Source organism: Streptomyces sp. SCPE 10 (assembly GCF_051980735.1).
Lineage (GTDB): Bacteria > Actinomycetota > Actinomycetes > Streptomycetales > Streptomycetaceae > Streptomyces > Streptomyces misionensis.
The window spans coordinates 2,276,197-2,299,970 of record NZ_CP197069.1 but is presented as its reverse complement, the minus strand read 5'-3'; the positions used below and the strand labels follow the sequence as shown (position 1 = coordinate 2,299,970).

At 71.6% G+C, this 23,774-nt stretch carries 23 protein-coding genes; 14 read left to right on the top strand and 9 right to left on the bottom strand.

Translation table 11 applies throughout. The features are described from left to right. Positions 1-21 precede the first annotated feature (21 nt). The gene (locus ACSP97_RS10820) at positions 22-606 is read left to right on the top strand and encodes a class I SAM-dependent methyltransferase (protein WP_355143977.1); all 585 of its coding nucleotides are present in this window, start codon (positions 22-24) and stop codon (positions 604-606) included. Here ACSP97_RS10820 and ACSP97_RS10815 read toward each other — a convergent pair. After that, positions 507-1,709, bottom strand: a complete 1,203-nt coding sequence (locus ACSP97_RS10815) for a bifunctional adenosylcobinamide kinase/adenosylcobinamide-phosphate guanylyltransferase (protein WP_440557267.1) — start codon at positions 1,707-1,709, stop codon at positions 507-509. The genes ACSP97_RS10820 and ACSP97_RS10815 overlap by 100 nt on opposite strands. 80 nt (positions 1,710-1,789) lie before the next feature. Between ACSP97_RS10815 and ACSP97_RS10810 the strand changes: the two genes are divergently transcribed. After that, positions 1,790-2,002 carry a hypothetical protein gene (locus ACSP97_RS10810; RefSeq protein WP_355143973.1) on the top strand — a complete coding sequence of 71 codons (213 nt, stop codon included), beginning with the start codon at positions 1,790-1,792 and terminating at the stop codon, positions 2,000-2,002. A 55-nt stretch (positions 2,003-2,057) separates the two neighbouring features. On the opposite strand, the gene ACSP97_RS10805 is transcribed toward ACSP97_RS10810, so the two are convergent. From ACSP97_RS10805 to ACSP97_RS10795, 3 genes are all read right to left on the bottom strand, one after another. Next, positions 2,058-3,131 (bottom strand): S1C family serine protease, encoded by a 1,074-nt coding sequence (locus tag ACSP97_RS10805; protein WP_355143971.1) that lies wholly within the window; start codon positions 3,129-3,131, stop codon positions 2,058-2,060. A gap of 56 nt (positions 3,132-3,187) precedes the next feature. Further along, the gene (locus tag ACSP97_RS10800) at positions 3,188-3,889 is read right to left on the bottom strand and encodes a class I SAM-dependent methyltransferase (protein WP_355145062.1); all 702 of its coding nucleotides are present in this window, start codon (positions 3,887-3,889) and stop codon (positions 3,188-3,190) included. Between the two features lie 83 nt (positions 3,890-3,972). Next, complete coding sequence (locus ACSP97_RS10795) at positions 3,973-4,596, bottom strand: DUF3043 domain-containing protein (RefSeq protein WP_107409111.1); 624 nt, start codon at positions 4,594-4,596, stop codon at positions 3,973-3,975. A gap of 278 nt (positions 4,597-4,874) precedes the next feature. Between ACSP97_RS10795 and ACSP97_RS10790 the strand changes: the two genes are divergently transcribed. From ACSP97_RS10790 to ACSP97_RS10770, 5 genes are all read left to right on the top strand, one after another. Beyond that, positions 4,875-5,672, top strand: a complete 798-nt coding sequence (locus tag ACSP97_RS10790; RefSeq protein WP_355143968.1) for a PspA/IM30 family protein — start codon at positions 4,875-4,877, stop codon at positions 5,670-5,672. A gap of 50 nt (positions 5,673-5,722) precedes the next feature. Further along, entirely contained in the window at positions 5,723-6,001 is a 279-nt protein-coding gene (gene pspAA, locus ACSP97_RS10785) for a PspA-associated protein PspAA (RefSeq protein WP_440557265.1), read from the top strand. Between the two features lie 118 nt (positions 6,002-6,119). After that, positions 6,120-7,373 (top strand): sensor histidine kinase, encoded by a 1,254-nt coding sequence (locus ACSP97_RS10780; RefSeq protein WP_440557263.1) that lies wholly within the window; start codon positions 6,120-6,122, stop codon positions 7,371-7,373. Then, positions 7,370-8,050 (top strand): response regulator transcription factor, encoded by a 681-nt coding sequence (locus tag ACSP97_RS10775; RefSeq protein ID WP_355143962.1) that lies wholly within the window; start codon positions 7,370-7,372, stop codon positions 8,048-8,050. Before ACSP97_RS10780 ends, ACSP97_RS10775 begins: the two co-directional genes overlap by 4 nt. A gap of 187 nt (positions 8,051-8,237) precedes the next feature. Further along, a complete protein-coding gene (locus ACSP97_RS10770; RefSeq protein WP_440557261.1) occupies positions 8,238-11,339 on the top strand; it encodes an efflux RND transporter permease subunit in 3,102 nt (1,033 codons plus the stop codon). Between the two features lie 91 nt (positions 11,340-11,430). Here the strand turns inward: ACSP97_RS10770 and nadA are convergent, their stop codons facing one another. Then, positions 11,431-12,615 carry a quinolinate synthase NadA gene (gene nadA / locus ACSP97_RS10765; RefSeq protein WP_355143958.1) on the bottom strand — a complete coding sequence of 395 codons (1,185 nt, stop codon included), beginning with the start codon at positions 12,613-12,615 and terminating at the stop codon, positions 11,431-11,433. A 287-nt stretch (positions 12,616-12,902) separates the two neighbouring features. Between nadA and ACSP97_RS10760 the strand changes: the two genes are divergently transcribed. Continuing rightward, positions 12,903-13,259 (top strand): iron-sulfur cluster assembly accessory protein, encoded by a 357-nt coding sequence (locus ACSP97_RS10760; RefSeq protein ID WP_046421274.1) that lies wholly within the window; start codon positions 12,903-12,905, stop codon positions 13,257-13,259. A 67-nt stretch (positions 13,260-13,326) separates the two neighbouring features. Here ACSP97_RS10760 and ACSP97_RS10755 read toward each other — a convergent pair whose 3' ends face one another. Together ACSP97_RS10755 and ACSP97_RS10750 are read right to left on the bottom strand one after the other, a co-directional pair. Then, positions 13,327-14,748 carry a hypothetical protein gene (locus tag ACSP97_RS10755; protein WP_440557260.1) on the bottom strand — a complete coding sequence of 474 codons (1,422 nt, stop codon included), beginning with the start codon at positions 14,746-14,748 and terminating at the stop codon, positions 13,327-13,329. 114 nt (positions 14,749-14,862) lie between these two features. Then, positions 14,863-15,084, bottom strand: coding sequence for a hypothetical protein (locus ACSP97_RS10750; RefSeq protein WP_440557258.1), 222 nt, complete (start codon positions 15,082-15,084; stop codon positions 14,863-14,865). A 140-nt stretch (positions 15,085-15,224) separates the two neighbouring features. Here ACSP97_RS10750 and ACSP97_RS10745 point away from each other — a divergent pair, with 140 nt between their 5' ends. Then, positions 15,225-16,199, top strand: a complete 975-nt coding sequence (locus tag ACSP97_RS10745) for a carbohydrate kinase family protein (protein ID WP_355143952.1) — start codon at positions 15,225-15,227, stop codon at positions 16,197-16,199. A 54-nt stretch (positions 16,200-16,253) separates the two neighbouring features. Here ACSP97_RS10745 and ACSP97_RS10740 read toward each other — a convergent pair whose 3' ends face one another. Next, complete coding sequence (locus ACSP97_RS10740) at positions 16,254-17,630, bottom strand: cysteine desulfurase/sulfurtransferase TusA family protein (protein ID WP_355531653.1); 1,377 nt, start codon at positions 17,628-17,630, stop codon at positions 16,254-16,256. Between the two features lie 321 nt (positions 17,631-17,951). Between ACSP97_RS10740 and ctaC the strand changes: the two genes are divergently transcribed. The 4 genes from ctaC (at position 17,952) to ACSP97_RS10720 (ending at position 22,488) form a co-directional block, all read left to right on the top strand. Further along, positions 17,952-18,911, top strand: a complete 960-nt coding sequence (ctaC, locus tag ACSP97_RS10735) for an aa3-type cytochrome oxidase subunit II (RefSeq protein ID WP_070028645.1) — start codon at positions 17,952-17,954, stop codon at positions 18,909-18,911. Continuing rightward, positions 18,908-20,644 (top strand): aa3-type cytochrome oxidase subunit I, encoded by a 1,737-nt coding sequence (gene ctaD / locus ACSP97_RS10730; protein ID WP_355143948.1) that lies wholly within the window; start codon positions 18,908-18,910, stop codon positions 20,642-20,644. Before ctaC ends, ctaD begins: the two co-directional genes overlap by 4 nt. Next, positions 20,641-21,039 (top strand): cytochrome c oxidase subunit 4, encoded by a 399-nt coding sequence (locus ACSP97_RS10725; RefSeq protein WP_046421283.1) that lies wholly within the window; start codon positions 20,641-20,643, stop codon positions 21,037-21,039. Before ctaD ends, ACSP97_RS10725 begins: the two co-directional genes overlap by 4 nt. 189 nt (positions 21,040-21,228) lie before the next feature. Next, complete coding sequence (locus tag ACSP97_RS10720) at positions 21,229-22,488, top strand: L,D-transpeptidase (RefSeq protein ID WP_355531651.1); 1,260 nt, start codon at positions 21,229-21,231, stop codon at positions 22,486-22,488. A gap of 80 nt (positions 22,489-22,568) precedes the next feature. On the opposite strand, the gene ACSP97_RS10715 is transcribed toward ACSP97_RS10720, so the two are convergent. Further along, the gene (locus ACSP97_RS10715) at positions 22,569-22,970 is read right to left on the bottom strand and encodes a hypothetical protein (protein WP_355143943.1); all 402 of its coding nucleotides are present in this window, start codon (positions 22,968-22,970) and stop codon (positions 22,569-22,571) included. 163 nt (positions 22,971-23,133) lie between these two features. Here ACSP97_RS10715 and ctaE point away from each other — a divergent pair, with 163 nt between their 5' ends. Beyond that, complete coding sequence (ctaE, locus tag ACSP97_RS10710) at positions 23,134-23,754, top strand: aa3-type cytochrome oxidase subunit III (protein ID WP_070028641.1); 621 nt, start codon at positions 23,134-23,136, stop codon at positions 23,752-23,754. The last annotated feature ends 20 nt before the right edge of the window (positions 23,755-23,774 follow it).

Genomic DNA, 23,774 nt, shown 5'->3' with positions numbered 1-23,774 from the left:
TCGCACAGGGAGCCGCCGTCCATGCCGACCTTCCACGAACGTCGTACGGAACAGCTCCGGCACCGGCTCACCGCCCGCGCCCTGTCCTCGCTGCCGGAGCCGGAGAGCTGGCTGGACGTGGACACCGGGGACGGCCGCTTCCCCGAGGCGGCACGGAAGCACTTCCCCTACACGAGCTTCGACGGGCTGGACCCGACGGACGCCCTTGAGCGGGCCCTGGCGGCGGACCGGATCGAGGAGGCGTACCGCGGCCGGCTCACGACGCCGGGACTGGCGCACCTTCTGCGTTCCCGCTACGACGTCGTCACCATCCTGCGCCCGCCGTCCGAGGCCCCGGACGCCGAACTGCGGGCCGCCCTCGCCGTCCTGCGCCCCGGCGGCCACGTCGTCCTGGACCGCGGCTGGGCCCGGATCGCCGCCGGGACCCCCGCGTGCACGGTCCTGCCCCCCACCTGGCTGCTGCCCTTCCTCGGCCGCCTGAGACCCGCGCCTGCCGGGGCCGTCCCCTACCCCCGCAGCACCATCGCCGCTCCGGCGACCACCAGCAGCACCTGCTCGCACTCCGCGCCGAACGCCGCGTTCAACCGGCCCAGTTCGTCGCGGTAGCGGCGGCCCGACGCCGTCGCCGGCACGATCCCCGAGCCGACCTCGTTCGACACCGCGACCACGGTGCGGCGCGTGCGGCGGACCGCCTCGGTGAGCGAGCGCACCCGCTCCCGCAGCGCCTTCTCGCCCCCGCCCGCCCACTCCGCGTCGTCCCACGCCCCGACCTGGTCCATGACATCGGTCAGCCACAGCGACAGACAGTCGATCAGCACCGGCGGCCCGTCCTCGCCGAGCACCGGCTCCAGGTCCGTCGTCTCCGCCGTGCGCCACGACCCCGGCCGCCGCTCCCGGTGCGCGGCCACCCGCGCCGCCCACTCGGTGTCCCCGCCCCGGGTGCCGCCGGTCGCCACGTACAGCACGCCCGGGAAGGACTCCAGCCGCCGCTCGGCCTCCACCGACTTGCCCGAGCGCGCCCCGCCGAGCACCAGCGTCCGCCTGGGCACGTCCGGCACCTCCTCGTACGCCCCGACCACCAGCGTCGTACCGTCCGGCACGGCGCGCGCCCCCGCCGCCGCCAGCCGCCGCCGCAGCTCCGCCCCGGGCGGCACATCGTGGTCCAGATGGACCGCGACGACGTCCGTGGTCGGCCCCGCGGAGCCCACCGCCCGCAGCCGGGCCAGCGCGTCCGGGCGGCCCACCAGGTCCGCGAGCACCAGGTGGTACGACTCCGCCGTCCCCGTCTCCAGGCCCGCCGGCGCCCCGCCGGGTGGCAGGTACAGCAGCCGCTGCCCGTCCGGACCGGTCACCGCGTACCCGGTGCCGCCCGCGTCCATCGCCACCGCCCGCACCCGGTGCCCCGTCAGCAGCGCCAGCTCCCGCCCGTCCGGCACCCGCCCCGGCTGCGGCAGCCCGGCCGGCACCTCCACCGGGGGCCCGTCGTGCGGATGGGAGAGGAGCACCTGGCGCACCCCGGCCAGCGAGTGCCCGGCCCGGGCCGCCGCGAAGGCCGCGCCCGGCGTCAGGTCGAGCAGCAGCGCGCCGTCCACCAGCAGCGCGGTGGCCGCCCGCGCGTCCGGCCCCAGCGCCGTCGCGCAGGCGGCGCAGGGACAGTCGGGGCGGGGCAGTCCGGCGGGGGCGCCGGTACCGAGCAGAGTCACTTCCACGAAACGATTTTCGCCTGTCCGATCGGGTATTGCGCTTCCGTCTACTCTTCCAGCACGCGTCGGAGCACAAGGAGGCCCACATGACGGCATGGACGTGGCGGTTCGAGAAGGCCGACGGGACGGAGGTCCAGCCCGCGGTCGAGCCCGAGGAGTTCGGCACCCAGGGGGACGCCGAGTCCTGGGTGGGGGAGCACTGGAAGGCGCTGCTGGAGGGCGGCGCGGACCAGGTGCGGCTGTTCGAGGACGACACCGAGATCTACGGGCCGATGAGCCTGCACGCCGACGCCGCCTGACCCCCGGTGAGGAGGGGGCGCGCCCCGGAGCCGTACCCGGACGCCGTACCCCTCCTCACTGCTCGCCCAGCGTCACCTGTGCCGTCCGCCGCGTCCCGTCCCGCAGATAGGTCACCGGCGTGCGCCCGCCCGGCCGGCCCGCCGCCAGGGCCTCCTGGAGGGAGGTGATGGTGGTGACGGCCCGGTCGCCGACCCGGGTGATGATGTCGCCGACCCGCAGCCCGGCCCGGTCCGCAGGGCCGCCGCTCTGCACGGTGACCACGGCCACCCCGGCCGGCTGGAGCCGGTCGTCCACCACGGTCCGCCCGGTGATGCCGAGCGCGGCCCGCCCCGAGTCCACCACCCGGCCCTCGCGCACGATCTGCCCGGCGATGGTGCGCGCCATCGACGCCGGGATGGCGAAACCGATGCCGGCCGCCGCGCTGCCGAGACCGGGGTCGGCCGCGGCGAGCGTCGGGATGCCGATGACCTGCCCGTCCAGATTGACCAGGGCGCCGCCGCTGTTGCCCGGATTGATGGCCGCCGACGTCTGCACCATGTTGGCGATGGTGGCGCCGGTGCCCCCGCCGCTGCCGCCCTCGGTCACGGTCCGCCCGGTCGCCGAGACGATCCCCTGGGTCACGCTGGACGACAGCCCGAGCGGCGATCCCATGGCCAGCACGATCTGGCCGACCTCCACCTTCTCGCTGTCGCCGAACACCGCGGGCCGCAGCCCGTCCGGCACCCGGTCCAGCTTGATCACCGCGAGGTCCTGCTGGGGGTAGGAGTACACGAGGGTCGCCGTCAGCGGCTCCTCGCTGCCCGCCGTCGTCACCCGGAAGGACTTCTCGTCGCCGACCACGTGCGCGTTGGTGACGATGTGCCCGCGGTCGTCGTACACGATCCCGGAGCCGAGGTCCCGGCTCGCCTCGATCTGCACGACCGACGGCAGCGCCTGCCGGATGACCCGCTGGTACGCGCTCTGCAGATCGCCCGCCGCCATCGGCACGGCCGCCGGGCTCGACGTCGCCGCGTCGTGCCGCCGCGCGCCCGGAGCCGCCGGGCCCTCGCAGCCGCCGAGCGCCGTGCAGCACACCAGCAGCAGAACCGCGATCACCCGGCGCAGGACAGGAGTACGGGAAGCGTCCATGCCCCGAGTCTGGCCGCGCGGTGATCAGCGGGCCCGCCGTGTTGCCCCGAACGGGCTCAGCCCCGTACCCCGCACAGATGCAGCAGCGCCGCGACCCCCCGGTAGGGGTCGGTGCGGCCGGCCCGCTCCTCGACCGCGAGCAGCGTCTCCAGATCGGCCGGCCGGGCCGCGTCGTCCGCCGCCAGGTCCGTGAACACCCGGACGCCGTACCAGGCGTGCAGCGGGGCGGCGATGCCCGCGAGGGTGGCGGTCAGCTCGGCCAGCCGGTCCGCCCGCACGTTCAGGCCCAGGCGGTTGGTGTAGGCGGTGGTGTCGAAGGCGGCCAGGGCGCCCGCCCAGTCGCCCGCCAGGCCGGGCCGCATGGCGAGCCCGTCGCCGTTGCGCACCAGCAGGGAGAGCAGCCCGCCGGGCGCCAGCATCCGGGCCAGGCCGGCCACCAGCGGGTCGGGCTCCTCGACGTACATCAGCACGCCGTGACAGAGCACCACGTCGAAGCTGCCCGGCAGGAAGTGCACCCCGGTGTCCCGGCCGTCGCCCTGCACCAGCCGGACCCGTTCCCGTATGCCCTGCGGCTCCCGGTCCAGCGCCTCGCGCACGGCGGCGATCATCACCGGGTCCTGTTCGACGCCGGTCACCTGATGGCCGAGCCGGGCCAGCCGCAGGGCCTGCGTGCCCTGGCCGATCCCCACGTCGAGCACCCGCAGCCGCCGCCCGACCGGGAACCGCCCGGCTATCTGCTCGTCGAGCTGCCGCGCCACCAGTTCCTGGCGCACGACATCACGCAGCCCGCCCACCTTGTCCAGCCAGGAGTGGGCCGCGCCCGAGGTGAAAGCGTCTGCGCTCAGGGCCGCTCTCCGCGCTTGACCTGCGGCTTCGGCAGCCGGAGCCGACGCATCTGGAGGGAGCGCATCAGGGCGTACGCCACCGCGCCGCGGGTGTTGCCGTCCGGGAAGCGTTCCTTGAGCCGCTTCTTCAGCCGGAAGCCGCTGACCGCCGCGTCCAGCACGATCAGGACGATCACCACGGCCCACAGCAGCAGCGCGATGTTCTGCAGCGCGGGCACCCGGACGACGCTGAGCACGAGGATCACGATGGCGAGCGGCAGGAAGAACTCGGCCACGTTGAACCGGGAGTCCACCCAGTCACGGGCGAACCTGCGCACGGGACCCTTGTCCCGGGCCGGCAGATAGCGCTCGTCACCGCTGGCCAGCGCCTGACGCTGCCTTTCCAGCGCCTGCCGGCGCTCCTCGCGCGAACGCTTGGCGGCGTCCTTGCGGTTCGTCGGCGTGTGGGCGACGCTGCGGCGCTGGGACTGGGCCTCACTCCGCTTGGGAGTGGGCCTGCCCTTGGGGGCCTGCGGGTCACGGGGCTGCTTGGAGAAGTTCACCGGCTTGTCGGCCTGGGGCTTCTCATCCTTGGCACGGCTACGGAACACAAAGACCAAGGGTAAGGGCTCCGGCGGCATGGACCGCAGCCCGAACGGGAACGATCCCGCAACACCGAGCGTCTGTACGACGCAGAGGGGACGTTCCCGTGGATGCGAGGTGGAGCCGGACGGAGCCCGGTCCGGGCCCGGCTCGGGGGTCGTCTCCTCCCTGCGCGGGAGCGGCACTCTCCGCAGTCGTCCTTGGGGATGAGCGCATCACGCCCCGGACAGTGCGGTAATGGAGGCAGGGCCCGTACTGTGGGTCTTGTCGCAGGATCGGTGAGCTGGAGTCCGTCAGAAGGGGGCGCGCGAAGCCCATGAGCGGTGTCATGAAGCGTATGGGGATGATCTTCCGCGCGAAGGCGAACAAGGCCCTTGACCGGGCCGAGGACCCGCGCGAAACCCTCGATTACTCGTACCAGAAGCAGCTCGAACTGCTCCAGAAGGTGCGCCGCGGCGTCGCGGACGTGGCGACCAGCCGCAAGCGCCTGGAACTCCAGCTCAACCAGTTGCAGCAGCAGTCCGGCAAGCTGGAGGACCAGGGCCGCAAGGCGCTGGCGCTCGGCCGCGAGGACCTGGCCCGCGAGGCGCTGTCCCGGCGCGCCGCGCTCCAGCAGCAGGTGACCGACCTGGAGACGCAGCACGCCACCCTCCAGGGCGAGGAGGAGAAGCTCACCCTGGCGGCCCAGCGCCTGCAGGCCAAGGTGGACGCCTTCCGCACCAAGAAGGAGACCATCAAGGCCACCTACACCGCCGCCCAGGCCCAGACCCGGATCGGCGAGGCCTTCTCCGGCATCTCCGAGGAGATGGGCGACGTCGGCCTCGCGATCCAGCGCGCCGAGGACAAGACCCAGCAGCTCCAGGCCCGCGCCGGCGCCATCGACGAACTGCTCGCCTCCGGTGCCCTGGACGACCCGACCGGCATGGCCAAGGACGACATCGCCGCCGAGCTGGACCGGCTCTCCGGTGGTAGTGATGTAGAGCTGGAGCTTCAGCGCATGAAGGCCGAGCTGGCCGGAGGCACCCAGCAGCAGGCCATCGAGGGCGGCGCCGGACAGGGGCGGTCCGAGGCCCAGCAGCAGCCGCAGGACACCCCGCGCTTCGACAAGCAGTAGGTCTTCCGACCAGCGGCAGGACGGCGCCGGGACGAGCCGAGGAGGCCGACGTGATCGTACGGATCATGGGGGAGGGCCAGGTCAGGCTGGACGACTCCCACTTCGCCGAGCTGAACGAGCTGGACGACGAACTGTTGGTTGAGATGGAGGGCGGTGACGAGGAGGGCTTCCGCCGCACCCTCGCCACCCTCCTCGATGCCGTACGACGGCTCGGGGCGCCGCTCGGCGCCGACGAGCTGGAGCCCTCCGACCTGATCCTCCCGGCGCCGGACGCGTCGCTGGACGAGGTCCGCACGATGCTCGGCGAGAACGGACTGATCCCGGACTGAGCGTCCGGGACGGGGCCGGGAGCGGGCCCGGCCCGAGCGAGGAACCCGGGCCGGGGACGGCCGGGCGACGGCACCGTACCTCCGCGGCACGGCCCCCGCCCGCCGTACTGTTCCTCACGTGACCCCTCTGGAACGCGCCCGCAGCGAGCTGAAGGCACACCCCCTCGCCCTGGACGCGGGCCTGGCGGCGGGCGTCCTCGTGTGCATGGTCGCCGGTTCCTTCGCCCTGCCGCACGGCACCGACGGCGTCACCTGGGGCATCCGCACCCCCGCCCCGCTCAGCCTCCTGCTGATGCTGCTCGCCGCCGCCGCCCTCGTCCCGCGCCGCCGCGCCCCGCGCACGGTCCTCGCGCTCACCTGCACCCTCTCCGTCGTGGAGTGCGTCACCGGCGACCCCCGAGCCCCCGTCGCGATGTCCGCCGTCATCGCCCTGTACACCGTCGCCTCGACCACCGACCGCACCACCACCTTCCGCGTCGGCCTGCTCACCATGACCGTGCTGACCGCCGCCGCGATGTTCTTCGGCCCGCTGCCCTGGTACGCGCAGGAGAACCTGGGCGTGCTCGCCTGGACCGGCATCGGCGCCACCGCGGGCGACGCGGTGCGCAGCCGCCGCGCGGTCGTGCGGGCCATGCGGGAACGCGCCGAGCGCGCGGAGCGCACCCGCGAGGAGGAGGCCCGCCGCCGCGTCGCCGAGGAGCGGCTGCGCATCGCCCGCGACCTGCACGACGTCGTCGCCCACCACATCGCCCTGGTCAACGTGCAGGCCGGTGTCGCCGCACACGTCATGGACAAGCGTCCCGACCAGGCCAAGGAGGCGCTCGCCCACGTCCGCGAGGCCGGCCGCAGCGCGCTCAGCGAACTGCGGGCGACCGTCGGACTGCTGCGCCAGTCCGGCGACCCGGAGGCCCCCACCGAACCCGCCCCCGGACTGAGCCTGCTGGAGGAACTGGCCGACACCTTCCGCAGCGCCGGGCTCCCGGTGGAGGTGGCCCGCGCCGACCAGGGCACCCGGCTGCCGGCGGCCGTGGACCTCGCCGCCTACCGGATCGTCCAGGAGGCCCTGACCAACGTGCGCAAACACGCGGGCGCCGGTGCCAGGGCCGAGGTGAGCGTCGTCCGCGTCGGACCGCACATCGAGGTCACCGTGGTGGACGACGGCTCCGGCGAGAACGCTCCCGAGAACCCCGCCGCCGAGACCGGCGGCGGCCACGGACTGCTCGGCATGCGCGAACGCGTCGGCGCCCTGGGCGGCACCCTCACCACCGGACCCCGCTACGGCGGCGGTTTCCGCGTCCATGCGATCCTGCCCGTCAGCACCACCGACAACCGCGTCGAAGGCGGTACGACGGCACCGGGGGAGCCCGTATGACGATCCGCGTCCTGCTCGCCGACGACCAGGCACTGCTGCGCAGCGCGTTCCGGGTGCTGGTCGACTCCGAGCCCGACATGGAGGTGGTCGGGGAGGCGTCCGACGGCGCGGAGGCGGTCCGGCTCGCCCGGGAGCGGCGCCCCGACGTCGTCCTCATGGACATCCGGATGCCCGGCACCGACGGTCTCGCCGCCACCCGGCTGATCGGCGAGGACCCCGCGCTCGCCCAGGTCCGGGTGGTCATCCTGACCACCTTCGAGGTGGACGACTACGTGGTCCAGTCGCTGCGCGCGGGCGCCTCCGGCTTCCTCGGCAAGGGCAGCGAGCCGGAGGAACTGCTCAACGCCATCCGGGTCGCCGCGGCCGGCGACGCCCTGCTGTCCCCGTCCGCCACGAAGGGCCTGATCGCCCGCTTCCTCGCCCAGGGCGGCCGGGACGACGGCCACGCCCCGGTCGGCCGCGAGCGGCTGGGCGCGCTCACCGGCCGGGAGCGCGAGGTGCTCGTGCAGGTCGCGGGCGGGCACTCCAACGACGAGATCGCCGAGCGCCTCGCGGTCAGCCCGCTGACCGTGAAGACGCACGTCAACCGGGCCATGGCCAAGCTGGGCGCGCGCGACCGGGCGCAGCTCGTGGTGATCGCCTACGAGTCGGGGCTGGTCCGTCCGCGGATGGAGTGATCTCCACCCGCGTGTACTGCGCGCGGAGTAGGGGCCCACCGGGGAAATGGACCTGGGGCCTACGGTCCGGCCCGCCCGGATGGACCAGGGTGGTGACGTGGACGCTCCTGTACGTCCCGTCGTCGCTTCCTTTGTGTCCTTTGTGAACGGAAGCGCCCTGCCGCTCACAGAAGAGAGACCCCGACCCATGTCCTGGCTGTCCAGATTCAGCCTCGCCCAACGGGCCCTCATCGGGCTCGTGTCGATCGTCGCCCTGGTCTTCGGGCTGATCGCGATACCCCAGATCAAGCAGCAGCTGCTGCCCACCATCGACCTGCCCATGGTCTCGGTGATCGCGCCGTACCAGGGCGCCGCCCCCGACGCGGTCGAGAAGCAGGTGGTCGAGCCGATCGAGAACAGCCTCCAGGGCGTCGACGGCGTCACCTCGGTCACCTCCACCGCGGGCGAGGGCAACGCCGTGATCATGGCGTCCTTCGACTACGGCAACGACACCAAGCAGATCGTCGGCGATGTGCAGCAGGCCGTGAACCGGGCCCGCAACCAGCTGCCGTCCGAGGTCGACCCGCAGGTGATCTCCGGTTCCACGGACGACATGCCGACCGTGGTGCTCGCCGCCACCTCCGACAAGGACCAGCAGGCCCTCGCCGACCAGCTCGACAAGACGGTCGTACCGGCCCTGAAGGACATCGACGGCGTCGGCCGCGTCCAGGTCACCGGCGTCCGCGACCTCCAGGTCACCGTCACCCCCGACGAGGGCGAGCTGGCGAAGAACGGCCTGACCACCGCCGCCCTCGCCCAGGCCCTCCAGGCGGGCGGCGTCGGCGTCCCGGCCGGCTCCTTCGACGAGGACGGCGCCAACCGCAGCGTCCAGGTCGGCGCCGGCTTCACCACGCTGGAACAGATCCGGGACCTCAGCCTCACCGGCGAGGGCGCCCGCAAGCCCGTGCGCCTCGGTGACGTGGCCACCGTCAAGGAGCAGCCGGCCCCGGCCGACTCCCTCACCCGCACCGACGGCCGGCCGAGCCTCGCCGTCAACGTGACCATGGACCACGACGGCAGCGCGGTCACCATCTCCGACGCGGTCAAGGACAAGCTGCCCGACCTGCGCGAACAGCTCGGCTCCGGCGCCCGGCTGACCGTCGTCAGCGATCAGGGCCCGGCCGTCTCCAAGTCCATCAAGGGCCTGACCACCGAGGGCGCGCTCGGCCTGCTCTTCGCGGTGCTGGTCATCCTGCTCTTCCTGGGGTCACTGCGTTCGACGCTGGTCACCGCCGTCTCCATCCCGCTGTCCGTGGTGCTCGCGCTGATCGTGCTGTGGGTCGACGGACTCTCCCTGAACATGCTCACGCTGGGCGCGCTGACCATCGCCATCGGCCGGGTCGTGGACGACTCGATCGTGGTCCTGGAGAACATCAAGCGGCACCTCGGCTACGGCGAGGAGCGCCGGGCGGCGATCGTCGACGCGGTGCGCGAGGTGGCCGGCGCGGTCACCTCCTCCACCCTCACCACGGTCGCGGTGTTCCTGCCGATCGGCCTGGTCGGCGGCATGGTGGGCGCCCTGTTCGGCTCCTTCAGCATCACGGTGACGGCGGCCCTGCTGGCCTCGCTGCTGGTCTCCCTGACGGTGGTGCCCGTCCTGTCGTACTGGTTCCTGCGCGCCCCCAAGGGCACCCCCGAGGACGCGGCGGAGGCCCGCCGCCGGGCCGAGGAGAGGGAGGCGGGCAGCCGCCTCCAGCGCGCCTACGTCCCCGTGCTCCGGTTCGCCACCCGCCGCCGCCTCACCAGCGTGCTGATCGCGCTCGTCGTCCTGGTCGTCACCTTCGGCATGTCCGGCCTGCTCAAGACGAACTTCTTCGACCAGGGCGAGCAGGAGGTCCTCACGATCAAGCAGGAGCTGAAGCCCGGCACCAGCCTGGCGGCGACCGACGTGCAGGCGAAGAAGGTCGAGAAGCTGCTCGCCGCCACCGACGGCGTCAAGGACTACCAGGTCACCGTGGGCTCCTCCGGCTTCATGGCGGCCTTCGGCGGCGGCACCGACACCAACCAGGCGTCCTACCAGGTGATGCTGAAGGACTCGACGTCCTCCGACGCGGTGCAGCGGCACCTGGAGGACGGCCTGAAGAAGCTCAAGGGGATCGGCACCACCCAGGTGTCCGCCGGCGGCGGCTTCGGCAGCCAGAACCTCAGCGTCGTGGTGAAGGCCGCCGACCCGGTGGCGCTGCGCACCGCCGCCGAGCAGGTCCGCTCCGCCGTGGCCGGCCTGGACGGCGTCACCGACGTCACCAGCGACCTCGCCACCAGCGTGCCCCGGATCTCGGTGACCGCAGGCGCCAAGGCGGCGGCGGCCGGTTTCGACAACCAGAAGCTGGGCGCCGCGGTGGCGCAGGCGGTGCGCGGTACGACGGCGGCGAAGGCGACGCTGGACGACACCGAGCGCGACGTCGTCATCAGGTCCGCCGAGCCCGCCACCACCCTGGCCCAGCTGCGGAACCTGCGCCTCGGCCCGGTGAAGCTCGGCGACGTCGCCACGGTGAAGCTGGTGGACGGCCCGGTCTCGCTGACCCGCATCGACGGTCAGCGCGCCGCCACGATCACCGCCAAGCCGACCGGTGACAACACGGGCGCGGTCAGCACCAAGCTCCAGTCGAAGATCAAGGCCCTGAAGCTCCCCGCGGGCGCCACGGCCCGGATCGGCGGTGTCACCTCCGACCAGAACGACGCGTTCAAGAACCTCGGCCTGGCCATGCTGGCGGCCATCGCGATCGTCTTCATGCTGCTGGTCGCGACCTTCCGCTCGCTGGCCCAGCCGCTGATCCTGCTGGTCTCCGTCCCGTTCGCGGCCACCGGCGCCATCGGTCTGCTGATCCTCACCGGCACCCCGATGGGCGTCCCCGCGATGATCGGCATGCTGATGCTGATCGGCATCGTGGTCACCAACGCGATCGTCCTGATCGACCTGATCAACCAGTACCGGTCCCAGGGGTACGGCGTCGTCGAAGCCGTGGTCGAGGGCGGCCGGCACCGGCTCCGGCCCATCCTGATGACCGCCCTGGCGACGATCTTCGCCCTGCTGCCGATGGCCCTGGGCGTCACCGGCGAGGGCGGCTTCATCGCCCAGCCGCTGGCGGTCGTGGTGATCGGCGGTCTGATCACGTCCACCCTGCTGACCCTCCTGCTGGTCCCGACGCTCTACGCCATGCTGGAACTCCGCAAGGAGCGCCGGGCCGGGAAGAAGGCGGCCAAGCGGCAGCGGACGGCCGCGCCCGAGCCGGACCCGGCCCAGGTCTGAGCACGGTCCGGCACGGACCCGCGACAGCGCGAACGCCCCGCACCCGGTGAGGAACCGGGTGCGGGGCGTCGTCGTACGGGGAGGCCGGTGGCTACGGAAGCGCCAGCATCCGCTCCAGCGCCAGCTTGGCGAACGCCTCGGTCTCCTTGTCGACCTGGATGTGGTTGACCAGGTTGCCCTCCGCGAGGGACTCCAGGGTCCACACCAGGTGGGGGAGGTCGATGCGGTTCATGGTGGAGCAGAAGCAGACCGTGCGGTCGAGGAAGACGATCTCCTTGCCCTCGGGAGCGAAACGGTTCGCCAGGCGGCGGACCAGGTTCAGCTCCGTGCCGATGGCCCACTTGGAACCGGCCGGGGCGGCCTCCAGGGCCTTGATGATGTACTCCGTCGAGCCGACGTGGTCCGCCGCGGCGACGACCTCGTGCTTGCACTCCGGGTGGACCAGCACGTTCACGCCGGGGATGCGGGCGCGCACGTCGTTGACCGAGTCGAGGCTGAAGCGGCCGTGCACCGAGCAGTGGCCGCGCCACAGGATCATCTTCGCGGCGCGCAGCTCGTCCGCGGTCAGACCGCCGTTCGGCTTGTGCGGGTTGTAGACCACGCAGTCGTCCAGGGACATCCCCATGTCACGGACGGCGGTGTTGCGGCCGAGGTGCTGGTCCGGCAGGAAGAGCACCTTCTCGCCCTGCTCGAACGCCCAGTCCAGCGCGCGCTTGGCGTTGGACGAGGTGCAGATCGTGCCGCCGTGCCTGCCGGTGAAGGCCTTGATGTCGGCGGAGGAGTTCATGTACGAGACGGGGACCACCTGCTCGGCCACCCCGGCCTCGGTCAGCACGTCCCAGCACTCCGCCACCTGCTCCGCCGTCGCCATGTCGGCCATGGAGCAGCCGGCCGCGAGGTCCGGCAGGACGACCTTCTGGGCGTCGGAGGTGAGGATGTCCGCCGACTCGGCCATGAAGTGCACACCGCAGAAGACGATGTACTCGGCCTCCGGGCGCGCGGCCGCGTCCCGGGCGAGCTTGAAGGAGTCGCCCGTGACGTCGGCGAACTGGATCACCTCGTCGCGCTGGTAGTGGTGACCGAGCACGAACACCTTGTCGCCGAGCTTCTCCTTGGCGGCACGGGCGCGCTCCACCAGGGCGGGGTCGGACGGCGAGGGCAGATCGCCGGGACACTCGACACCCCGCTCGCTCTTCGGGTCGGCCTCACGGCCGAGCAGCAGCAGGGCGAGCGGAGTCGGCTGCACGTCGAGCTCCGGGGTCTGGGCGGTGGTCACGGCACGCACCCTTTCTACTTTTCGTCTATCTGACGTTATCTATCATAACCGCTTCACGTCAGTTTGACGATGGCCATCGCGTCCATGTGACGTGAATCCCGGAGGGGGCGCCCCTGAGGTGTCCCGGATCCCTCGCCGGGCCGCTGTCCGCGCGGGCGGGCATGTGCGAGCATGAAGAGTCAGAAGGCAAAATCGCGACCACGTGACGCCCGGCCCGGAATGAATCCTCGGAAGCGCCGGTTGCACTCGTCGGCAAGCAGTCTCCGTACAACCCGGGAGAGATGTAGATGTCCGTATCGGACGAGACCACAACCGTCAGCGACGGCATCATCCTGACCGACGCCGCCGCGGCCAAGGTCAAGGCCCTGCTCGACCAGGAAGGCCGCGACGACCTCGCGCTGCGTGTCGCCGTCCAGCCCGGCGGCTGCTCCGGTCTGCGGTACCAGCTGTTCTTCGACGAGCGCTCGCTCGACGGCGACGTGGAGAAGGACTTCGGCGGGGTCAAGGTCGTCACCGACCGGATGAGCGCCCCGTACCTGGGCGGCGCCACCGTCGACTTCGTGGACACGATCGAGAAGCAGGGCTTCACGATCGACAACCCGAACGCGACCGGCTCCTGCGCCTGCGGCGACTCCTTCAGCTGAGCCGGCCCGACGGCCTGATGCACAAGGCGGCGGTCCCCATGCCGGGGGCCGCCGCCTTCGTCGTCGGCTAGCGCGTCTGTGTCTGCGTCTGTGTCTGCGGCTGCGGCCGCAGCGCGCCCGGCTTCGCGCGGGGGATCGGCCGCCCGTCCGCACCGACCACCGTCCGGCCGTCCAGCGGCGCCTTCAGCCGCACGGTGCGCACCAGCTCCTTGGCGATCATCGGGCACACCTTGCCCTCCTGCCGGTGCTCGGTGACCGTGACCCACACCCGGTCACCACTCTCCCGGGCCGCCGCCGTGTAGTCGGCGCACACTCCGCCGTAGAAGCCGACGGTGAGGGTCCGGCCGTCGGCGGTGTAGCCGTTCACCTTCACCGAGCCGGTGGGCGAGGACGCCAGGTGGCGCGGGTCCACCGCCGGGTACGGCACCGTCCCCGACCCGCGGGTCTCGAACAGCCAGGACGGCACGAGCGTCCGGCGCCCGCCGACCGGGTACGCGGCCAGGCCGAACACCGCCTTCTCCACCGTGACCGCCCCGGCCGTCCCCGCATCCGCGCCGCACGGCTGCTCCAGCCGCGTCGCGAACCGCCCCGGGCTCGCACAGCCGCCGGGGCCCATCCGGTGGTCGCCCTTCGGCGCCGCGTTCATCCGGGCGAGGGTCTTCTCCGCGCTGAGCACGGGGTACGTCGCCCCCTTCACCGGTGTCGCCAGCAGGCCGTGCCCGCCGACCACGTCGCCCTGCCGGTCGATCGTCAGCCCGGTGGTCCAGCCGGTGGTGGGCAGCCCGCCCACCACCGGATCGGCGTTCACCACCCGCTGGAGCCCCATGACCTGGCTCGCGTCGGTCCGCGCGCCGTCCAGGCCGGCCGCCCGCAGCACCGGCGCCGCCGCCTTCTCGGCCACCGCCGCGCCCACCGGCGCCCCCGTGGGCCCCACCGGGCCGGGGTTGCACCGCGGGCCCTTGCGGCAGTCGTCGGTGCCGGGCGCGTACCGGCTGAAGGTCCAGTCGCCCGGCGCGTCCCGGTTCACCCGGAGCGTCGGCCCCGAGCCGTCCTTGCCGCCGACCCGCCAGGACCGCCCCTCGGCCACGGGCGCCCCGGTCACCCCGAGCGCCTTCGCCAGCCGGACCACCCGGTCCTCGCCGACCTGGGCCCCCGGGCCGTACACCGGGGCCGTGGCGGGGCCGTCCGGCAGCCCGCCGCGCGCCACGTAGTGGGCGCCGTAGGGGTCCGGCTGCTCGTCCAGGGCGAGCGGCGGGGGAGGGGTGGCGTCCCGCCCGGACGCCGCCGGGGCGCCGCGGTGGTCCGGGCCGTCGCTCGCCGCCACGTACGCGCCACCGCCGCCGGCCAGCAGCACCGCGGCCGCCACGGACAGGACGACGGCGCGCGAGCCGCGCCGCCCGGTCCGTCCCGCCTCGTCCCGCGCCGCCTGCTCGTGCGCCGCCTCGGGGACCTCCCCGTCCCCGCGGTTCCCGGGCCGCTCCGTGTTCACCGCATCGCTCCTCGCCGTGTCCTGTCCCGCGTCCCCCCGCCGGGGGCACGGCCATGGGACGAAGCGGGGGAGCGCCGGGTTCCCGGACTGGGCCGTACGGGTGAGCGGAACCGGTCAGTCGCCGTAGTCGGACATGCCGTCCAGCAGCCGCGCGGACCGCTCGGGTACCGCGACCCGGTGGATGCGGGACGGGGACACCGGCCGGGCCTCGGCGTGCTCGGGGGCGGGCCAGCGCCGGGCCATCCGGGCGCAGTCGCCGCGCAGCGAGTCGAGGCCGCCCTCCAGGTCGCCGGGGGCGGGCGGTTCGGTGGCGGAAGGGCCCTTGGGGTTCGTCATGACGAAACCGTAGGCATGCCGGTGCCTGCGAAGAAAGATCTACTATCGGGTAGTTTCGCCAGCTTCAGTGGGAGCTCCCGACCGGGTAGCGTGAACTGTCAACCTGCCCTCCCGTCTCAGTCCGCAGGAGATTCCCCGTCGTGCGCATCGCAGTCACCGGCTCCATCGCCACCGACCACCTCATGACCTTCCCGGGTCGGTTCGCCGACCAGCTCGTCGCGGACCAGCTGCACACGGTTTCGCTCTCCTTCCTCGTCGACAACCTCGACGTGCGCCGCGGCGGCGTCGCCGCGAACATCGCCTTCGGCATGGGCCAGCTCGGCACCCGGCCGATCCTGGCCGGCGCGGCCGGCTTCGACTTCGACGAGTACCGGGCCTGGCTCGACCGGCACGGCGTCGACACCGAGTCCGTCCGGATCTCCGACACCCTGCACACCGCCCGCTTCGTGTGCACCACCGACGCCGACCACAACCAGATCGGCTCCTTCTACACCGGCGCCATGAGCGAGGCCCGGCTGATCGAGCTGAAGACGGTCGCCGACCGGGTGGGCGGCCTGGACCTGGTGCTGATCGGCGCGGACGACCCGGAGGCGATGCTGCGCCACACGGAGGAGTGCCGCTCCCGCTCGATCCCGTTCGCGGCCGACTTCTCCCAGCAGATCGCCCGCATGGAGGGCGAGGAGATCCGGATACTGCTGGACGGCGCGACGTACCTGTTCTCCAACGAGTACGAGAAGGGCCTCATCCAGACCAAGACCGGCCTCACCGACGAGGAGATCCTCGCCAGGGTCGGCCACCGCATCACCACGCTCGGCTCGCGGGGCGTGCGCATCGAGCGGGCCGGCGAGGACCCGATCGAGGTCGGCTGCCCGGAGGAGGAGCGCAAGGCCGACCCCACCGGTGTCGGCGACGCCTTCCGCGCGGGCTTCCTGTCGGGCCTGGCCTGGGGCGTCTCGCTGGAGCGTGCCGCGCAGGTGGGCTGCATGCTGGCGACCCTGGTCATCGAGACCGTGGGCACCCAGGAGTACCAGCTGCGGCGCGCGCACTTCATGGAGCGGTTCACCAAGGCGTACGGCGACGAGGCGGCCGAGGAGGTCCGGGCCCACCTGGGCTGACGGCCCCGCCGGCCGAGGCGGCCCGGACCCGGCCGCGCCGGCGCCCCGGGCGCCTCAGCCGAGCCGGCGGACCAGGTACGCCGTACCGCCGTCCGCCGGTTCCTCGCCCAGGTACTCCTGGCCCCGCATCTCGCACCACGCCGGAATGTCCAGGCGGGCCGCCTCGTCGTCCGACAGGACGCGGACGGTGCCGCCCACCGGCACCCCGGGGAACGCCTTGGCCAGTTCGATGACCGGGATGGGACAACGCCTGCCGAGGGCGTCCACGACCGTGACGTCCTCCTCGGCGACCGCCGCGGACGCGGGCGCCCCCAGCTTCTCCCGCACCCCCGCCACCACGCCCGGCAGCACGTCCAGGAACCGCTCCACGTCCTCCCCGGCCGTGCCCGGCGGCAGCGACACGCGCACATTGCCCTCGCTGAGCACCCCCATCGCCTTCAGCACATGGCTGGGCGTCAGCGTGCTGCTGGTGCACGAGGAGCCGGAGGACACCGCGAAGCCCTCCCGGTCCAGCTCGTGCAGCAGGGTCTCCCCGTCGACATAGAGACACGAGAAGGTGACGATGCCCGGCAGCCGCCGCCGCGGATCGCCCACCACCTCCACGTCCGGCACCAGCCGCGGCACCCGGGTCCGGATCCGCTCCGTCAGCTCCCGCAGCCGCAGCGCCTCCTGGGCCGCCTCGGCCCGCACCGCGCGCAGGGACGCCACGGCCGCCACGACGGCCGGGATGTTCTCGAAGCCCGGTGCCCGCCCCGACTCCCTCTCGTCCGCCGGGCCTTGGGGCGCGAACCGGACGCCCTTGCGCACCACGAGCAGCCCGACCCCCGAGGGCCCGCCCCACTTGTGCGCGCTGGCGGCGAGCAGCGACCAGTCGCCCTCGACCGGCCCCCAGCCCAGCGACTGCGCCGCGTCCACCAGCAGCGGCACCCCGGCCGCCCGGCACACCTGCGCCACCTCGGCCACCGGCTGCACGGTGCCGACCTCGTGGTTGGCCGACTGGAGCACGGCCAGCGCGGTGTCCGCGCGCAGCGCGCCTTCGTAACCCGAGGGGGCCACGGCGCCCGTGCGGTCCACCGGCACCTGTGTCACCTCGCCGCCCGCGGCCTCGAACACCTCCGCCGAATGGAGGACGGAGGAGTGTTCGACCGCTGACACGATCAGGTGGCGTCCGACCCGGCGCCGTCCGGCCAACGCCCCCGCGACGCCCGTATGTACGGCACGGGTCCCCGACGGCGTGAACACCAGCTCGTCCGCCCGGCACCCGACCGCCTCGGCCGCCGCCTCCCGCGCCGCGTCCAGCAGCATCCGCGCCTTCCGCCCCTCCCGGTAAAGCCGCGCGGGATCGGCCCACCCGTCGTCCAGGGAGGCCAACAGGGCCTGGCGGGCCACGGGATGGAGGGGTGCGGCCGATGCGGCGTCGAAGTAGGACACAGGTCAACGGTAGAACCCCCGGCGGCGCGGGACACGGGGGGCGGGGCCGTACCGTCCGCGGCCGCCCAGGGCGGCCGCGACCAGGGAAGAGTCACCCCTGATTGCCCCCCAAAACGCCACAACCCGAGCTAATAGGCGCCCGTTCCCACCCCAACCGAGTGACAGGCAACGCGTATGCCCCCCTCCCCGCGAACCCCCGGAGGGCGTCGGCTAGGGTTTGGTCCGCATAAACATCCAAACCCCTGCCCGACGCAGGGCGGCGACCGACCAGCGAGAAGGCCGCAGCCGACCGCGCGGGCGAGACTCTCGGGAAGGCGCTACGTGAGTCCCAACGGCTCCGACCGCTCGCCGCGGCGCCCGATGCGGCGGAAGCTGCTGCAGGCACTGACCGCGGGCCTGGTCCTGGCGACCGCAACCGGTTGCACATACAAGGACTTCCCCCGCCTTGGCATGCCCACCCCGACCACGGAAGAGGCTCCGCGGATCCTCTCCCTGTGGCAGGGCTCCTGGGCTGCCGCGCTCGCCGTCGGCGTGCTGGTGTGGGGCCTGATCCTGTGGAGCGCCATGTTCCACCGGCGCAGCCGCACCAAGGTCGAGGTACCTCCGCAGACCCGGTACAACATGCCGATCGAGGCCCTGTACACGGTGGTCCCGATCATCATCATCTCGGTGCTGTTCTACTTCACGGCCCGGGACGAGACGAAGCTCATGAGCCTCGACAAGAAGCCGGACGTCACGGTCAACGTGGTCGGCTTCCAGTGGAGCTGGGGCTTCAACTACATCGAGAACGTCCCCGGAGTCTCCGGCGACGCCAAGACGGACACCAACCTGTCCGCGATCCCGGACCGGTTCAAGGCCGCCTTCCCGGCGAACGCCGGCGGCGTCTACGACGTCGGCACCCCGGGTACGCGCAACCCGCAGACCGGTAACCCTGGTCCGACGCTCTGGCTCCCCAAGGGCAAGACGGTCCGCTTCGTTCTGACCTCGCGTGACGTCATCCACTCCTTCTGGGTGGTGCCGTTCCTGATGAAGCAGGACGTTATCCCGGGCCACACCAACGCCTTCCAGGTGACCCCCAACAAGGAGGGCACCTTCCTCGGCAAGTGCGCCGAGCTCTGCGGCGTCGACCACTCGCGGATGCTGTTCAACGTGAAGGTCGTCTCCCCGGCGGCGTACGAGCAGCACCTCAAGGACCTCGCCAAGAAGGGGCAGACCGGTTACATTCCCGCCGGCATCGCGCAGACGAGCCACGAGAAGAACCGGGAGACGAACAACCTGTGAGCATCCTCAACGAACCCCAGGGTGCCGCGGCCGCTGAAGGCTCGCACGTGGACGAGCTGCCGGTTCGGCGTAAGCAGCCCGGCAATGCCGTGGTGAAGTGGCTGACGACCACCGACCACAAGACGATCGGGACGATGTACCTCGTCACGTCGTTCGCGTTCTTCCTGATCGGCGGCGTGATGGCGCTGCTCATGCGCGCCGAGCTGGCCCGTCCGGGCCTGCAGATCATGTCGAACGAGCAGTTCAACCAGGCGTTCACGATGCACGGCACGATCATGCTGCTGATGTTCGCGACGCCGCTGTTCGCGGGCTTCGCGAACTGGATCATGCCGCTGCAGATCGGTGCGCCGGACGTCGCGTTCCCGCGGCTGAACATGTTCGCCTACTGGCTGTACCTGTTCGGCTCGCTCATCGCGGTGGGTGGCTTCCTCACCCCCGAGGGCGCGGCCGACTTCGGCTGGTTCGCCTACTCCCCGCTGTCGGACGCGGTCCGCTCGCCGGGCGCCGGCGCCGACATGTGGATCATGGGTCTGGCCATGTCCGGCTTCGGCACCATCCTCGGCTCGGTCAACTTCATCACCACGATCATCTGCATGCGCGCCCCCGGCATGACGATGTTCCGCATGCCGATCTTCGTGTGGAACGTGCTGCTGACCGGTGTGCTCGTGCTGCTGGCCTTCCCGGTGCTGGCCGCCGCGCTGTTCGCCCTGGAGGCGGACCGCAAATTCGGTGCGCATGTGTTCGACGCGGCCAATGGCGGCGCATTGCTGTGGCAGCACCTCTTCTGGTTCTTCGGCCACCCAGAGGTGTACATCATCGCCCTGCCGTTCTTCGGCATCATCTCGGAGATCATTCCGGTCTTCTCCCGTAAGCCGATGTTCGGCTACATGGGCCTGATCGCCGCGACCATCGCGATCGCCGGTCTGTCCGTGACGGTGTGGGCGCACCACATGTACGTCACCGGTGGTGTGCTGCTGCCGTTCTTCTCCTTCATGACCTTCCTGATCGCGGTACCGACCGGTGTGAAGTTCTTCAACTGGATCGGCACCATGTGGAAGGGCTCGCTCTCCTTCGAGACGCCGATGCTCTGGGCGACCGGCTTCCTGATCACCTTCACGTTCGGTGGTCTGACCGGTGTCATCCTGGCCTCGCCGCCCATGGACTTCCACATCTCCGACTCGTACTTCGTGGTGGCCCACTTCCACTACGTGGTCTTCGGTACGGTCGTGTTCGCCATGTTCGCCGGCTTCCACTTCTGGTGGCCGAAGTTCACCGGCAAGATGCTGGACGAGCGCCTCGGCAAGATCACCTTCTGGACGCTGTTCATCGGCTTCCACACCACCTTCCTGGTGCAGCACTGGCTGGGCGCCGAGGGCATGCCGCGTCGTTACGCCGACTACCTGGCGGCCGACGGCTTCACCGCCCTGAACACCGTGTCCACCATCGGCTCGTTCGTCCTCGGCCTCTCCTTCCTGCCGTTCCTTTACAACGTCTGGAAGACCGCCAAGTACGGCAAGAAGATCGAGGTGGACGACCCGTGGGGCTACGGCCGCTCCCTGGAGTGGGCGACCTCCTGCCCGCCGCCGCGGCACAACTTCACCACCCTGCCGCGGATCCGCAGCGAATCCCCGGCGTTCGACCTGCACCACCCCGAGATCGCCGCGCTCGAGCAGCTTGAGCACGCCGGTCACGCGACCGCCGTCGCGGGCAGCAGCAAGGAGGCCGGCAAGTGAAGATCCAGGGCCGGATGTTCATCTGGCTGAGCTTCTTCATCCTGATCATGGCCGTCGTGTACGGCGTGTGGTCGAAGGAGCCGGCCGGTACCACGGCGCTCTTCCTGGCCTTCGGCCTGTCGATCATGATCGGCTTCTACCTGGGCTTCACCGCCCGCCGGGTGGACGCCGGTGCGCAGGACGACAAGGAGGCGGACGTCGCGGACGACGCGGGCGAGCTGGGCTTCTTCAGCCCGCACAGCTGGCAGCCGCTCATGCTGGGCTTCGGCGGTGCGATCGCCTTCCTCAGCATCGCGGTCGGCTGGTGGCTGATCTACTTCTCCGCGCCGTTCATCGTGATCGGTCTGTTCGGCTGGGTGTTCGAGTACTACCACGGTGAGAACCGCACCCAGTAGGCGGCACGAGAAGCACCACCGGGAGCCCGGACCCTCCGTCAGGAGGGTCCGGGCTCCCGGCTTTCCGCGCTCCGGCGCTCCCGGGGTGTTTTCGTGATCCGCACGGCGAGACGGTCGTCTGCCGGTGTGTCGTCCCTCGTATGGGTTACGTGCCGCGCCAGTAATGGGTTCATCTCATAGCGTGATCGTATGAATTACTCTCCGCGGACCCGTACCGTCGTCAGCTGCGCTGTGCTGGTGACCGCCCTGGGCGCGGGCACCAGCGCCTGCGGTTCGGACGGCGACCCCCTGTCGGCCAAGCCGTATGACGCGGCGGGCCTGATCTCCTTCAACGCCCCCACCGACGTGGGCAAGAGGGCCGACCCCGACAAGCCCTTGGAGGTCACCGTCAAGGACGAGGGGCGCATCACCGACGTCACCGCCCAGGACTCCACAGGCCGCTACGTGGCGGGCGAACTCACCGCCGACGGCAGCCGCTGGCACAGCATCTCCCCGCTGGCCGCGAGCGCCCACTACACGGTCACCGTGAGCACCGAGGACGACGACGGGGCACCCGGCCGCAAGGTCCTCGCCTTCGACACCACCAAGCCCGCCGACCAGAAGCGGCTGGGCGTCACCTTCGGGCCCGACGCGGGCGAGTACGGCGTCGGACAGATCATCACCGCCCAACTCAGCCAGGCGGTCGACGACAAGGCCCAGCGGGCCGTCGTGGAGCGCGGCCTGCGGGTGGACTCCGTACCCGCCGTGCCCGGCTCCTGGTACTGGGTGAGCGGCAAGGAACTCCACTACCGCCCCAAGGAGTACTGGCCGGCCCACACGACGATCCAGGTGCACAGCAACCTGGACGGCGTCAAGATCAGCGACCGGCTGCGGGGCGACAAGTCGAAGGCGCTCAAGCTCACCACGGGCGACCGCGTCGAGGCCGTCACGGACGCCGCGGCGCACGAGATGACGGTGTACAAGGACGGCGCCGTGATCAACACCATTCCGGTCACCACCGGCAAGCCGGGCTTCGAGACCCGCAACGGCGTCAAGGTGGTCCTGGAGAAGCAGTACTTCGTACGCATGCGCGGGATCACCGTCGGCATCGCCGAGGGCAGCCGGGACTCGTACGACCTGCCGGTCTACTACGCCACCCGGGTGACCTGGTCCGGCGAGTACGTGCACGCGGCGCCCTGGTCGGTGGGCTCGCAGGGCTACGCCAACGTCAGCCACGGCTGCACCGGCATGAGCACGGCCAACGCCCGCTGGTTCTTCGAGACCGTCCACGAGGGCGACGTGGTGAAGGTCGTCAACTCCAACGGCCAGTCGATGGAACCCTTCGGCAACGGGTTCGGCGACTGGAACGTCGACTGGAAGAAGTGGCGTACGGGCTCCGCCCTCAACGGCCTGCCCAACGGCGGCCAGACCTCGCCGGACACGGTCCGCCTCCAGCCGGCAGCCGTGTGAGCAGCGCCCCCGAGGGGCGCGGGGAACCCTGCGACGGACCGCCTGCCGGCCGCCGCGGGCGGACCCCGCGCCCCGCGCCGCTAGGCGCCCACCAGGCTCCTGCGGCGCAGCAGGGCGGCCAGCGAGGAGGCGAACTCCACCGGGTCCACCGGCAGCGTCACCGCGGCGTCGGCCCGGCTCCACGTGGCCAGCCAGGCGTCCTGGGGGCGGCCGATGAGCAGCAGCACGGGCGGGCAGCGGAACACCTCGTCCTTGATCTGCCGGCACATCCCCATGCCCCCCATGGGCACGGCCTCGCCGTCGAGCACGCACACGTCGATGCCCCCACGGTCCAGCTCCCGCAGCACCGCCGCGGGTGTCGCGCATTCCACGAACTCCACCTGGGGCACGTCCGGGGCGGGCCGGCGCCCTGCGGCCAGCCGTACCTGCTCACGGGTGTTGGAGTCGTCGCTGTAGACCAGCACGGTGGCGGTCGGCTGCATTGTTCCTCCGGGTCGTCGGCGTCGTACAGACTGGACGGACAGGACGGACGGGACCGTTTGGGCGGATGTTACTCCCATGAACACCACGTCAACACCGGTTCGGAGGGCTGCAACACTCCGAACGGCACCCCCCGGAGTGAGGGCGAGATAAGCGACCGACATAATGTCGGTCGTGGCGACAGCAACGACAGTAGAAACCGGGCACGCGCACCCGTCGGTCAACCGGCCGAACCTCACCAGCGTCGGAACCATCATCTGGCTGAGTTCCGAGCTGATGTTCTTCGCGGCCCTCTTCGCGATGTACTTCACCCTCCGGTCGGTGACCGGACCGGCTCACTGGAAGCACATGGCCTCAGCGCTCAATGTGCCTTTCTCCGCGACGAACACCACGATCCTGGTGCTCTCGTCCCTCACCTGCCAGCTCGGCGTCTTCGCTGCCGAGCGCGGCGACGTGAAGAAGCTCCGTGGCTGGTTCATCCTCACCTTCATCATGGGTGCGATCTTCATCGGCGGTCAGATCTACGAGTACACGAGCCTGGTGAAGGAAGAGGGCCTCTCGCTCTCCTCCGACCCGTACGGCTCGGTGTTCTACCTGACCACCGGCTTCCACGGCCTGCACGTGACGGGCGGTCTCATCGCCTTCCTGCTGGTCCTCGGCCGCACCTACATGGCCAAGAGGTTCACCCACGAGCAGGCGACCGCCGCCATCGTCGTGTCCTACTACTGGCACTTCGTCGATGTCGTCTGGATCGGCCTCTTCGCCACGATCTATTTGATCAAGTAGCCGGGACCGCTCCCGCTAAG

Coding starts and splice junctions, on each gene's coding strand:
- ACSP97_RS10750 (WP_440557258.1), bottom strand. CDS start 15,084: ATGACGAACCCCAAGGGCCCTTCCGCCACCGAACCGCCCGCCCCCGGC.
- ACSP97_RS10775 (WP_355143962.1), top strand. CDS start 7,370: ATGACGATCCGCGTCCTGCTCGCCGACGACCAGGCACTGCTGCGCAGC.
- ACSP97_RS10790 (WP_355143968.1), top strand. CDS start 4,875: ATGAGCGGTGTCATGAAGCGTATGGGGATGATCTTCCGCGCGAAGGCG.
- ACSP97_RS10795 (WP_107409111.1), bottom strand. CDS start 4,596: ATGCCGCCGGAGCCCTTACCCTTGGTCTTTGTGTTCCGTAGCCGTGCC.
- ACSP97_RS10810 (WP_355143973.1), top strand. CDS start 1,790: ATGACGGCATGGACGTGGCGGTTCGAGAAGGCCGACGGGACGGAGGTC.
- ACSP97_RS10715 (WP_355143943.1), bottom strand. CDS start 22,970: ATGCAGCCGACCGCCACCGTGCTGGTCTACAGCGACGACTCCAACACC.
- ACSP97_RS10770 (WP_440557261.1), top strand. CDS start 8,238: ATGTCCTGGCTGTCCAGATTCAGCCTCGCCCAACGGGCCCTCATCGGG.
- ctaE (WP_070028641.1), top strand. CDS start 23,134: ATGTCGGTCGTGGCGACAGCAACGACAGTAGAAACCGGGCACGCGCAC.
- ACSP97_RS10720 (WP_355531651.1), top strand. CDS start 21,229: ATGAATTACTCTCCGCGGACCCGTACCGTCGTCAGCTGCGCTGTGCTG.
- ACSP97_RS10805 (WP_355143971.1), bottom strand. CDS start 3,131: ATGGACGCTTCCCGTACTCCTGTCCTGCGCCGGGTGATCGCGGTTCTG.
- ACSP97_RS10820 (WP_355143977.1), top strand. CDS start 22: ATGCCGACCTTCCACGAACGTCGTACGGAACAGCTCCGGCACCGGCTC.
- ACSP97_RS10760 (WP_046421274.1), top strand. CDS start 12,903: ATGTCCGTATCGGACGAGACCACAACCGTCAGCGACGGCATCATCCTG.